Genomic DNA, 13,839 nt, shown 5'->3' with positions numbered 1-13,839 from the left:
TTTTTGAGTTCAAGATCAATCAAAATTTCATCAAATTTTGCGGTTATTATTTAAGCTATTGAGTTTTTTGGACAAAAAAAATCGAGGCTTATGCCTCGACTTTTTAAGGATTATGTTCTACTTGAACCTGCGGCGAAACCAAAGTAGTGGTAAAGCGAATAACCATGCAAAACTCGCAGCGCCTTTACGCTCATAATCTTCAGGGTCACCATTGTCATCTACACAGTTATTGGCTGCAAGCCAAGCTTCATCAGCTTCGGCTCCATCAGGCTGTAGCACAACCATACGCGGCAGGTAAGAGGTTAAAGGATCGCCATAACCATTAACTTCGAATACCGGTAAACCATTCTCACCGATAACCAGGTTTCCATCTTCGTCGAACTTATATAGTGGTTTACGTATGAAGGCCGTGCCGACAATCGTTCCATCTTCATTGATACTGTTAGCTTCCATCACCTTAATGTCACTGCTATAGGCCAGTGTCACTCCGGTGCCGTCCTGAACCTCTATCTTGTTTCGTACCCAGTTACCATCGGAGTTTTTAACAAAACCTTTAGACTCACAGGTTAGCAATTTATTTAAATTACTAAACTCGCTTGTCGCCTTGTCAAACAGGAAACCCTCTTTCGGACGCGGCTTCTCTTTATCATGAGTAGTCTCGATATAACCAACAACCTGACCTTTATTGTTGATGTCTTTAGCTTTACTGCTCAGATCTGAAGTCGTGTTATAAAAATCATTTGGGGTAACAATTTCACTATCAGGATTATTGGTATCGAAATAGAAAAACTTATCTCTGATATAACCTTCCAGATACTGCTGATAACTACCAACCAGTATGCCACTGTCATTGATGTCATAGGCGATAGAACTGAATCTATCATCAATCATTGGGATCCAGTGGTACTCATAGTTACCGTCACCGTTCTTAGTCCAGTAGGCAGAATCATACGCGAGTTTGTCTTTATCGTCTCTGCGGTAGACGTGCGAACGACCAGCAACCACGCCTTGTGCATTCACACCCAGTCCCTGTGCTGAAAACACAGTATCGGAAGTTGATTCCAACCCTAAAGGTAGCTCAATACTCTCAGTCACTGCATCATCGGCGCCCAATTGCCATAGATAGGCACGTACTTGGTACTGGAAGTAAGTGAAACCGTTGGTATCAGGGTATTGCTCATCCTGAACACACACATCTATCGGGTATTTATCACTGGAAATACAGGCGTCTAACTTATCTTTGGTTGTTTTTGAGAGTTCTGTACCAGCATAACCAGTGATTAGACTTGTAGCATTAATGGCCGTGGCCACGGAATACCCACCGACATTGACCGTATCACTGTCTTTTACATATTCAGTTAATGGCGGTAGAAGTTCAATTTCGCTACCGCTGGCAGTTTTAGCAAAACCACGCTCTTCAAATTCACGGTAATACCAGTAATCCTGTCCCTCTGTATCACCTGTATATTCAACTTTCTGCTCAGGAGATGTCATGGAACCAATTTTTACTCCGGCGTCATTCATGTCGAAGTAATTAACATCGACAGAATTAATTGATTCAGGAACATCAGGATCGGTATCTTTTGGCGGCGTAGTACCATTCACGCTATCAAACGTGGGGATCCAGGCGCCTGATGCGCCATTCTCATCAGAGGTAAAAGTGAAGTTGTTCGCTTTAATCGGTTCATCGATCGAATAGGTGATCTTCTCAGCATCGGCGATACCATCTTCGATATCAATAACGCCGTCATCATCTTCTGACGTATCGAGCTTCTTCTTACCCTTTGAAACACCAACAGACTTGTTATCGGCATTGACTGCCATACCGTATCCGTTACGAGTACTTTCCAGCGTGCCATTGAGATCGAAATCTTCAATATTCTTAATTTCATAGACTGGCGCAGCATGAGCGCCCTGAAGAACACCAATTACGCCTACGGCAACTAATGAAAGGGCTTTATCCAGTTTAAACTTCATTAACGCTATTCCCATTATTATTTTAGTCTTACTTGAGCGACTCAAGTTCTTCCCATCGCTCAAAGCAAACTTCCAACTCTTGCTCTTTATTGGCTAGCAACTCGAGTTGAAGGCTAATTTTCTCTTGATCCTGAGCATAAAACTCTGGCGCACTAATCTTTTCCTGTAAAGCTTCAACTTCTTGCTCCAACTGCTCCATAGTGGCTGGCAACGCTTCGAGCTCACGCTGTAATTTATACGACAGCTTCTTTTCAACTTTAGCTTTTACCGGGGTTTTAACCTCTTTTACCTCAACCTCGACAGGTTGGACACTCTTTGTCTCTTGAGGTTCCTCAGAATAAAACTTTGCTCCCTGAGACACGGCATCTTGGTAACCACCAACATATTCAGCCCAACCACCGTTCCCCGTGAACCACCAACTACTGGTCACAGTATTATCGATAAAGGCTCTATCGTGACTGACGATAAGTAAGGTGCCAGGATATTCGGTAAGTAGTGACTCTAACAACTCTAAGGTCTCGATATCAAGGTCGTTCGTAGGCTCATCGAGAATAATTAGATTGGCAGGTTTTAGCAGTAGACGCGCTAACAGTAGCCTGTTCTTTTCACCACCAGAGAGTGCTTTCACCGGTGTTCTTGCTCTCATTGGTGAAAACAAGAAATCCTGCAGATAACTCAGAATGTGACGGTCTTGACCATTAATGGTTATCGTCTTCTTCCCTTCCCCGACATTTTCTTCCACTGTCTTCTCAGGATCGAGAGCTTCGCGATACTGGTCGAAATAGGCAATTTCGAGTTTTGTACCAACTTTAACACTACCAGACTGAGCTTCTAACTGGCCAATGAGAAGCTTTACTAATGTAGACTTACCACAACCATTAGGCCCAATCAGCGCAATACGGTCACCGCGCATGACTGCGGTAGTGAAATTCTTGACCAGGTTCTTTTCGGGAAGATTGTAATTCAGATTCTCAATATCGAATACTAACTTACCAGAGCGATCGGTATCGGCGACGGCCATCTTAGCGCCGCCTTGGCGGTTAAGTCGTGCCATACGCTCGACTCGTAATGCTTTGAGTGCACGTACCCGCCCTTCATTTCGCGTTCGACGAGCTTTAACGCCTTGTCTTATCCAGGTCTCTTCTTCGGCCAACTTCTTATCGAAATGGGCATTCTGCTCGGCCTCGACTCTTAACCACTCGGCCTTACCATCCAGGTACGTCTGATAATTTCCAGGCCAAGAGGTCACCACGCCACGGTCTAAATCGACAATTCGTGTCGCCATACGTTGAATAAAGCCACGGTCATGACTCACAAACACGATAGCGCCCTTATAACTGAGCAGGAATTGTTCAAGCCACTCGATCGTATCGATATCCAGATGGTTGGTAGGCTCATCGAGCAGCAATAAATCGGGATCGCTGACCAATGCACGCGCTAATGCCACTTTACGCTGCCATCCGCCGGAAAGTTCACACAAGGCACCATCAGGATCTAAACCTAACAACTCACAGTTTTGATTAATACGATTATCCAGCTGCCAACCATTGAGGTGATCGATATCCCCTTGCAAACGCTCCATCTGCTTAAGCATGCGCTCCATCTGATCTGGTTCAGCGCTCCCGACATCATGGGCTAATTGATGGTAACGTTCCAGCTTCTCCCCGACTTCCTGAAGTCCGGCTGAAATGTATGAATACACTGAGCCCTTCTCGGCTTTAGGGGGGTCTTGCTGCAGGCGACTCACTTTAACATCGGTTGCGATATTAAATTCGCCTTCGTCAAGATGCACATCACCACTGAGAACTTTCATCAGACTCGACTTGCCCGCACCGTTACGACCAACGATACACACTCGCTCGCCGGGTTCGATGGTAAAATCGGCTTTTTGCAATAATGGTGTGTAGCCATAGGCTAGTGAACCACTATTAATACGAACTAGACTCAACTTACGCTCCTAAAAATTCTTGTAACTTGTCCATATCAAATGGCCAATTTAGCTCTTTATCAGTATCTGTGCGTTTTAATACAGGTATACGGATCCCATATTGTTCGGCAAGGACATCGTCATCGCAAATATCATGCTTCTCATACTCAAGGGAAGTGAGATCGAGTAACTGTGCAGCAAGTTCACACAGATGACAGGCATCTGTATGAAACAAGATATACTGAAATGGCTTACCCGGCATGGGTCAACAACCAGGTATTATGGATTTGTGGGTTTCGTTTGAAATCCAAAGGTAATGTCTGATTATCGATATTTTTTACGGTAAAGTTCAATGCCTCTAACGCTTCGATCTCCATTTTAAACTTACGTTTATTGTTAGAGAAAATAATCTCGCCATTAGGATTCAACAGCTTAATTAAACTCGATAACAATGCAACATGGTCACGTAGAACATCAAAAGAATCTTCCATACGCTTTGAATTCGAAAACGTTGGAGGGTCGATAAAAATAAGGTCAAATTTATCATGAGTGGTTTTGATCCACTGCATGCAATTAGCTTGAACGAACTGATATTTATCATCATTCAACCCATTTAAGGCAAAGTTTTCTTTGGCCCAATTGGTGTAGGTATTTGACATATCAACAGTTTTAACCGATTTCGCCCCACCCAATGCCGCATGTACAGATGCAGTTCCGGTATAAGCAAATAAATTCAGTACATCTCGATCTTTAGATTTTTGCCCAACGAGCTTACGCGTAAGGCGATGATCGAGGAAAAGTCCCGTATCTAGATATTCTTTGAGATTGAGCTTAAATTTAGCGCCGTATTCAGTGGTGATCAGCTCAAGTTTGTTTGCTTGGATCTTCTCATATTGATTAGTGCCCTTCTGACGCTCACGGGTTTTTAAAATAATATGGTCGGGATCGATACCAATAGCACTAGGTAGGGTTATCAACACATCTGTAAGACGACGTTTAGTTACAGACTCAGGAATATCTACCGGGGCGGTATATTCTTGGATCACAACGTAATCCAGATATTTATCGATGGCTACTTTATAGTCAGGTAGATCGGCATCATAAATACGGTAGCTATCGACACCTTCTTTTCTGGCCCACTTTTGTAATTGCTTATAATTCTTTTTAACCCGGTTAGCAAAAGGCACGGCAATGTCACTGACATCACCATCTCTATTGATTTTTCCAGGGTCTACGCGGCGGGTATTTTCTGCATGAACGGTGTAAAGATTAAATGCACATTCAAGAGCACCGTTATTCATCTTCATCTGCTTGTCAGCTTTCAACTTCAATGCAGATAAGAGTTCAGCATCACTGTTTAAAAACGCCAGGTTCCAGCCACCAAATTCAGCCTTTAACTTATCACCTAACTGATAATAGAGCTGTAACAGGGATGTGACGTTACCTAAGCGTTCACCATAAGGTGGGTTACTGATGAGATAACCTGATTCGGCGGGCACTTTAACATTCAGTGCATTTGAAACGTCAAACTCAATCAGATCCAATACGCCGGCATTTTCGGCATTACGTTTTGCCAGAGCAACGAGACGTGAGTCTATATCAGAGCCATAAAATTTAGTCGTACAACGTGTTTTGCCTATTGACGCCCTTGCTTTGGCTTCATCTAACAAACCTTGCCATACTTTGTCATTATGTCTGTGCCAATGTTCAAAACCAAAGCGCTCACGATGAAGTCCGGGAGCCATATCACAAGCTATCATTGCGGCTTCAATCAATATCGTACCGCTACCGCAGAAGGGATCCATCAGGGTAACCGGGTTCTTTTGCCAACCACTACGAACCAACATGTTCGCAGCCAAGTTCTCTTTTAATGGTGCCTCACCCGTTGTTGAACGGTAGCCACGTTTATGGAGCGCAGGGCCAGAGAAATTCAAACCGATAGTGATCTGTCCACGACGGTAGTGAGCATCGATTCGAAAATCTGCATCGACACGGGCCACATCAGGTCTCGGGCAATCATCGTCACGAAAACGGTCAACGATGGCATCTTTAATCTTAAGTGCACCAAACATGGTGTTATTGATAAAGCCACCCATTCCATGAAAATCGATGCTGAATGTGCTGCGATGGTTGAACTCCATCTGCCAATCGATACCGTAAGCCGCATTATATAGTTGCTCAGGGGATTCACACGGACCTTTATGGATAACGACAATAATACGACTCGCTAACCGTGACCATAGCGTTATCCGGTATCCTAATTCCAGCGAGGCCGAAAAATAAACACCTGCAACACTCTCTTTTATTTCAGAAGCACCGAGGTCTGCAAGCTCAAGTGATAACGCATATTCATAGCCCCTGGGAGCCGCAGCAAAGAAATTTAACATCGATAAATGGGTACACTTTAAAAATTAATCAGACATTATACCCCGAAGATGAGATAAATGATAAAAAGTTATTGGCAAAGTGGGTCAAAAATCCACTCAGATCATGCAGGTTTGTACATTGACGATGCGTTTCGCTTCATTAATAACCGTTCAATCAAGATATCGCAAATGTGACTTGCAATGGGTAAACCTTGCCACTTCAGCTCGCCCTGCTTTGAGGACCACAGCTTTGAGATTATCGAATCAAGCAAGAGTCTTAAAAGTGATAGCGGATTTGGGATAAGGCAGATTAAAAACGACTCGACTCAACACTTTATACCTCTTTCGAAGAGGAGTGACGAAGGTCGTTGCCCTGTTTTTATAACAAGTCTTCCAGCTCCCGTAACTAAATTTCAATCTAAGACCAGAGTCCTTAGCTTTGTTTTTTAAAACTTGTCCAGTTACTTACCTTCTTTATTTGTAACCCATCCGTACTTATTCACAATCCAACAAATACCATATAGTTCAGCAGACTTGTGACTATTTATTCCCACTTATAATTTATCTTTTTTTGAACGTAGAATTTAGCTGCTAAATAAGTTTAAGATCCACTCGGGACTTTCTATGGCTGGTTTATAAGGATAAATACATCGGGGAGAAAGGAAGCGTTAAATCAGACCCAGGCTATCACTAAGATAGCCAGAGAAAGAGCATGCGACACAGGCATTGTTCAATTAAGCAGCAACAATATGTCGCTTGGTATTTAATGGGTGCAGTCTGTCATTCATGACTTTGATGCACTCAAATTGCATTAATGACTTAGTACCATTTAGGGAAAGTTCATTTGATAAGAGCATAACGAGTGATGCTTGAATATTCGTTTCAACCACCAGAACCTGTGCGTTCACACCCTGACATCTTAGCTGAAAAACTTTAGCTAATTCGCTATAGACACACATGTTACTCGTATCGAAGAACCAAGATTTAGGCATCTGAGGCTTCAATAAGAAGTGTGCCGCAGTAGCATTAAGTGCTAATTGCACCTTGGTTGCATCAGATACACTTATTGACTTAGAGAGTCTTTCAACAAACTCAATATAAAATTTAGCGTGTTCGACACTGAACTCTAATTCCGATTGGGCATCGGGTATTAAAGCTTTAGATTTATAAGGGGTCAGAAACTCCATATCTGAACCTAACGAAACGCTTAAAAAACCATACGTATCGTTATATATCCATTGCCAATCCCTTTTTGGCATTAATAACATAACGTTTACCCATAATATAAAGTACAGCTCGATAATAGATGATATTTTATCCAATATCAAAATATATTTTCAAAATATGAGTTGAATAACAATATGTTATATTGATCATGCGCGATCTAATTACGATCGCGCGATCAAAAATAGATCCTGAAAGGATCTATTTTTTATCTAGCCCTATAAGCCTCAACAATATCTTGGATTAATTTAGGTCCCTGATAGATAAATCCTGAATATATTTGCACCATTTGTGCACCGGCATCCAGTTTATCTAAAGCATCTGAAGCGGTATTAATTCCACCTACACCAATGATCGGTATCTCACCTTTTAAGCAATCAGCTAACTGTTTAATCACCGCTGTAGATAATGAATTTAATGGCTTACCACTTAATCCACCCGCTTCATTGGAGTTCATTAAACCGCTGACACCATCGCGACTGAGAGTAGTGTTCGTTGCTATAGCACCGTCAAATTGATTTCTGATCAGTGAATCAGCGATTTTCTCAATCTCTTCTGATGACAGATCAGGCGCTATTTTAAGAGCGATCGGAACATACTTACCATGTTTCTCAGCAAGATCTTTCTGTTTAGCTTTTAATGATCCCAATAGATCATCGAGCAGATCACCATATTGTAAACTACGGAGTCCCGGAGTATTAGGAGATGAGATATTGACAGCAATATATGCCGAATATTCATAAACCTTCTCCATACAGATAAGATAATCCTCTTTACCCTGCTCTACTGGCGTGTCTTTGTTCTTACCAATATTAACGCCAACCAAGGCACCAGACTTCGCAGCTTTCAAATTAGCAACCAGATTATCAACACCCTTGTTGTTAAAACCCATTCTATTGATAATCGCTTTTGCGGGCTTTAATCGAAACAAACGTGGCAGGTCATTACCCGGTTGTGGTCTGGGGGTGACAGTTCCTACTTCAATATGACCAAATCCCATCGCATGAAAGCCATCTATGCACTCGCCATCTTTATCCATCCCCGCAGCCAAACCAACAGGGTTAGGAAAAGTCACTCCCATAAACTCAACAGGGGCTTGAGTAAACTTTTGCGCATAAAAACAATCTAAAGGTGTATTCGCTGTTGCCTTAAGACTTGCTATAGCAAAATGATGCGCCTTCTCAGGATCCATCTGAAACATGACTTTTTGAGCGATTTTGTAAAACATGTTTTCTCCTAGACCGAAAAAAGCCCCGGCATTTGCCAGGGCTATTTAATTATTATTGTTTACTTTTGACCTTCACAATGAAGTATCAAAAGGTTTAGTTCACGTAATGCGACCGAGAACTTTGCAAACTCATGGATCTGCGAAGTCTTAAAGTCTGCAAGCATGTGGAACCATCTCTCCAACAAGCCCTCATTGGAGTCGATCCACTGCGTGATAATGGCTTCTGCATCACAGGTATCTGTACAGGCACGAAGTACGACTGAACTCAATGAACGTTGCTGCCAGTCTAACTCTTCTCTAAAGGCCGCTCTTGCGAGCGCTTGCCAATGATTCGCTACCGGCTGAGCACTAATCTGATCTAAGAACCAGTGTAACTCAACTCTTGCACCTAACTTGAAGTACGTCTCAGCAACCAAGGCAACTGACTTGTCTTCAAGTTCAGCAATTTGTGATATATCCAGTGCAGAGAATAAGGTACTCATATTAACAACATGAGTCGCAACGTCTTCAGTAACGCCCTCTTTAACTAAAGCGGCAATTTCTGAACGTATAGCATTCACCTCATCTTCGACCATATAATTGTGCACATTCGCCTTTAAGTCAGCGAATACAGGAGCATAAAACGCTACAGTTTGTTCAATAGTCTGGCTGCGATTGCGGTGGCGTAGGAACCAACGACAAGCACGACGAATATTACGGCGGATCTGATGTAACATCTCCCCCTGAACAACCGCAGGAATAACTCCATTTAATGCAGTGATCTCTTTGGTTAAATCATATAAACCAAACACTTCACGTGCCATAGTATAACAAATAGCAGCTTCAGCTACTGAGGCACCGGTCTCATCTTGCATACGTTGAACAAAATTAAGGCCCAAATCATTCACAAGCTCATTAGCGAGTGATGTGGCAATAATTTCCGCACGCAGGGGATGAGCTACCATACGGTCGCTGTACTTCTCTTGTAACTGTTGTGGGAAATAGGCGATCAGCAGCTGACTCAGGAAAGGGTCATCGGTAATTTCCGGCGTTATCAATTGCTCTTTTAACACCATTTTCGAATAGGCAACCAGTACAGAAAGCTCCGGACGAGTTAATGCTTTACCATTAGCGAGTCGCTCCGCAAGTTCATCATCTGACGGTATGAACTCCAGGCCTCTGTCCAACTTACCGTCTTTTTCAAGATAATGAATAAAACGGATCTGCTCTTTTAGTTGTTCTGCACCCCGAACCTGAGTTACTGAAATGGTTCTGGTTTGATCCTTACAGTCTTGTAGGACAATGCGTCCCACTTCATCAGTCATCTCAATTAAGAGGCGATTACGCTGTTTCAGCGTCATCTCACCGTCAGCAACTAATGCATTCAGTAAGATTTTAATGTTGACCTCATTATCAGAACAGTCAACGCCACCAACATTGTCGACGAAATCCGTGTTCATGCGTCCGCCGTTGCCGGCATACTCGATACGACCAAGCTGAGTACAGCCTAAGTTACCGCCTTCACCGATAATTCTCGCCTGAACTTCATTACCATTGACACGAAGTGCATCATTGGCGCGGTCTCCAACTTCAGCATGAGTTTCGTCCGACGCCTTAACATAAGTGCCGATACCACCATTCCAGATAAGATCGACCTTCATCTTAAGAAGCTCTTTCAACAACTCAGTTGGTGTCATCGATGCTTTCTTAGTTTCCAGCATCTTCTTCATTTCTGGTGTCAAAGAGATCTTCTTAGCCGAGCGCAGGAATATACCCCCGCCTTTAGAAATAAGCTCCTTGTTGTAGTCCTCCCAACTTGAACGAGGGAGTTCAAATAATCGCGCCCGCTCTTTATAACTTGATGCAGCATCAGGATTAGGGTCAATAAAGATATGCATATGGTTAAAGGCTGTGATCAAACGAGTATGTTCAGATAACAACATACCGTTGCCGAATACATCTCCGGCCATATCACCCACTGCCAAACAGGTAAAATCAGTTGTCTGGCAATCGATACCTATCTCACGGAAATGACGTTTAACAGACTCCCAGGCACCTCGAGCCGTGATCCCCATCTTCTTGTGGTCATAGCCATTACTACCACCAGAAGCAAAGGCATCACCCAACCAGAAGTTATACTCCTCGGAGATACTATTAGCGATATCAGAGAAGGTTGCGGTGCCTTTATCGGCCGCGACAACTAAGTAAGGGTCATCTTCGTCATGACGAACAACGTTCGCAGGCGGCACCACTTCCCCATTGATAATATTGTCTGAGATATCTAATAAACCGCGAATAAACAGGCGGTAGCACTCTTGACCTTCGGTAAAGAAGGCTTCACGCCCTCCCTCTGTCGGCAATTGCTTACAAACAAAACCACCTTTAGCACCAACCGGTACAATCACGGTATTTTTAACTTGCTGTGCTTTAACAAGACCCAATACTTCAGTACGGAAATCTTCACGACGGTCAGACCAACGAAGTCCACCACGCGCGACTTTACCACCACGTAGGTGTACACCCTCGACTCTTGGTGAATAGACAAAAATCTCAAATTTAGGCAGAGGACGAGGCATCTCAGGGATCTCTTCCGGTGCAAATTTGAATGAAAGATACGCTTTCTCTACACCCGTTTCGCTAACCTGATAGAAGTTCGTTCTCAGCGTGGCATTGATAAGATCTAAATAGCGACGAATGATTCTGTCATCATCGAGACTGGATACATCTTCCAAACGCAGATCGATCTGTTCAACAAACTTACTCAGCGTGCGTGTCTTAAGTTTCGGGTTAAACTTGCGAATAAACATCTTAACCAGAAAGTCTGCTATCTGAGGGTAGCGAGTAAATGTCTCCTCGATATAAGCTTGGCTGAAGGTTGCATCGATCTGGCGCATATACTTCGCATAGGCACGTAAAACCGAGACTTCTCTACCACCAAGGCCTGTAGCCAACACTAATCGGTTAAAGCCGTCATCTTCAAGTTTCTTTCTCCACACTTCAGATAGAGCAGTTTGGAACCTAAGTTGACTATCGGCGATATTCTGCGTTGAGGTGCCCTGCACTGTCATCAAGAAATCGAGGATCCAATAGGTTGCGCCATCTGCCGTCTTCAGTTCATAAGGACGTTCATTGATCACCCTTAGACCGAAGTTTTCCAGCATAGGTAACACATCAGACAGATGAATGGGCTCATCTTTATGGAACAGCTTTAGACGAACTTTACTGTTGTTAAGTGCAGTTTCTTGTGGCTGATAGAACAGCATCCCAAGTTGCAAATCATCATCCAGAGATTCAAGATGCTGAATATCAACAACTGCAGAGCTTGGCAGTACATCCTCTTTATAACTGCGAGGAAAGGCATTGATATAACGCTTACTAAGACTCTTACCTAACTCTTCACCCTGTGCACTACTCAATGCATCATTGAGTTTATCTTCCCAAGAGCGAGCAGCTTCAATTAAATTGTTTTCGATGGCAGCCACATCCACATCCATATTATTATTATCGACTTTCACTATGTAATGAGTTCGCGCGAGCGTTGATTCTGAAAAGTATGTTGTAAATTCAACTTCAGAGTCACTATTGAAGTGCTGACCCAGAATTCGCTGAGTATCTTCACGAAGTTTAGTGTTATATCTGTCTTTAGAGACATAGACCAAACAAGAGAGGAAGCGACCGAAACCATCTTTGCGTACAAACAATTTCAGCTTATCTCTATCTTGCATCTCCAGCACACCATGAGCGACATGGGCGAGCTGTTCAACATTTCCCTGAATAAGTTCATCACGGGGTAATGTCTCCAGGATATGCATCAAGGCTTTATAGTCATGAGAGCTCGGCGTCAAACCTGAGCGGTCAAGCACTCGCTGAATTTTTTCGGCTAACAGCGGAATTTCACGCGGGCTACGATTATAGAGGTGAGAAGCGTAGAGGCCTAAGAATCTATCTTCACCAATAACGTTGCCTTTTTCATCAAAACGCTTAACGCCAACGTAATCGACATAGGCCGGACGGTGAACACGACTCTTTTCACTACTTTTGGTCAATACCAGCAAGCTGTTATCTAACGCTTCTTTCCGCGCACTTTCCGATAACTTTGAGATGAGTAATCCGGTCTCAGGCTTTGGCTTACCCGGAATATTCATCAGTCCCAGACTCGTTGAAGAATCTGGAATAAGCTCTAAATCTCCTTCAACCTTATGTAGATCATATCTGCGGTAACCTAATAGGGTAAAATGGTGATCATTAAGATACTTCAGGAAATTAGTCGCTTCTTCAAGCTCACTCTTATGACCCGGATACGGGCGAGTATCAAGCTCTTTAATGGTCTCTGCTAATTTGGCAGACATCATGTCCCAGTCGCCTACAGACGCTGCAACATCACCCAATACGGATTCAATTTCTTTCTCTAACTGCTTGATATCTTTGTCACTGCTCTGTCGATCAATTTCAATCAGGAACACGGCAACCTTTTCAAGTTTATCGCCACCTTCATCGCCGTAGTGAACCTGCGTGATCATCCCTTTCGTTCTTTTAATTGAGAGAGGAGTATGCAAGATTGCGTGGGCAGTGATACCAATTCGGTTGAGTGCCATACCGACAGAGTCAACTAAGAAAGGCATATCGGGCTGAATAACTTCAATGATCGAGTGAGTCGACTGCCAACCATGCTTTGACTGGCTAGGGTTAAATACCCGAATATGAGACTCCCCCTTTGGGGTGACGTTTGCCGAATTCCATAAACTTAAAACCGCACCATAAAGATCACTGTCATTACGTGCATTGAGATCGTCTTTGGACATGTGAGCATAAAGGCAAGCCGCAAGCTGCTCTACTTGTTTTGATTGTGTATGAGGAACTTTAGAGTGAATTAGATTAACTACATTTTCGAGTAGTACTGAAGGCATTGCATCTTTCAAGGCCATGTTGCTGTTTCCTTAAGGGTCTATGGCAGCGCTTTTATAATTTTTGGGATGCTTGTACAAATGACCGGTCCGGATAATGTGACCTAGGTCATGCGGGAAGTCTATTACTAAACTTGCCATTTTTCGAGTGTTATTTTAGTGGTAGATCCTCTGCGAAACCAGTAATAGCGCTATTTTTGTACTAAAGATGAAAAAACAATCGGCAATCAAGCG

At 43.1% G+C, this 13,839-nt stretch carries 7 protein-coding genes; all 7 read right to left on the bottom strand.

What is annotated here, in order from left to right:
- Window positions 1–117: 117 nt before the first annotated feature.
- A complete protein-coding gene (locus EKG39_RS05875) occupies window positions 118–1,977 on the bottom strand; it encodes a DUF3466 family protein (RefSeq protein ID WP_126504831.1) in 1,860 nt (619 codons plus the stop codon).
- Between the two features lie 28 nt (window positions 1,978–2,005).
- Window positions 2,006–3,925: an ABC transporter ATP-binding protein gene (locus EKG39_RS05870; protein ID WP_126504830.1), complete on the bottom strand. Its 1,920-nt coding sequence runs from the start codon at window positions 3,923–3,925 to the stop codon at window positions 2,006–2,008.
- A 1-nt stretch (window position 3,926) separates the two neighbouring features.
- Window positions 3,927–4,166 (bottom strand): glutaredoxin family protein, encoded by a 240-nt coding sequence (locus EKG39_RS05865; RefSeq protein WP_126504829.1) that lies wholly within the window; start codon window positions 4,164–4,166, stop codon window positions 3,927–3,929.
- The gene (rlmKL, locus tag EKG39_RS05860) at window positions 4,156–6,291 is read right to left on the bottom strand and encodes a bifunctional 23S rRNA (guanine(2069)-N(7))-methyltransferase RlmK/23S rRNA (guanine(2445)-N(2))-methyltransferase RlmL (protein ID WP_126504828.1); all 2,136 of its coding nucleotides are present in this window, start codon (window positions 6,289–6,291) and stop codon (window positions 4,156–4,158) included. Before rlmKL ends, EKG39_RS05865 begins: the two co-directional genes overlap by 11 nt.
- 713 nt (window positions 6,292–7,004) lie before the next feature.
- Window positions 7,005–7,538: a cell division protein ZapC gene (locus EKG39_RS05855; RefSeq protein ID WP_126504827.1), complete on the bottom strand. Its 534-nt coding sequence runs from the start codon at window positions 7,536–7,538 to the stop codon at window positions 7,005–7,007.
- Between the two features lie 164 nt (window positions 7,539–7,702).
- Window positions 7,703–8,722 (bottom strand): quinone-dependent dihydroorotate dehydrogenase, encoded by a 1,020-nt coding sequence (gene pyrD / locus EKG39_RS05850; protein ID WP_126504826.1) that lies wholly within the window; start codon window positions 8,720–8,722, stop codon window positions 7,703–7,705.
- Between the two features lie 59 nt (window positions 8,723–8,781).
- Window positions 8,782–13,626, bottom strand: a complete 4,845-nt coding sequence (locus EKG39_RS05845; RefSeq protein ID WP_126504825.1) for an NAD-glutamate dehydrogenase — start codon at window positions 13,624–13,626, stop codon at window positions 8,782–8,784.
- Window positions 13,627–13,839 lie beyond the last annotated feature (213 nt).

Origin of the sequence: Shewanella atlantica, assembly GCF_003966265.1 — a bacterium.
Classification (GTDB): Bacteria; Pseudomonadota; Gammaproteobacteria; order Enterobacterales; family Shewanellaceae; genus Shewanella; species Shewanella atlantica.
Note: the sequence above shows the minus strand (reverse complement) of the source record. Positions and strands in the feature narration are given on the sequence as shown.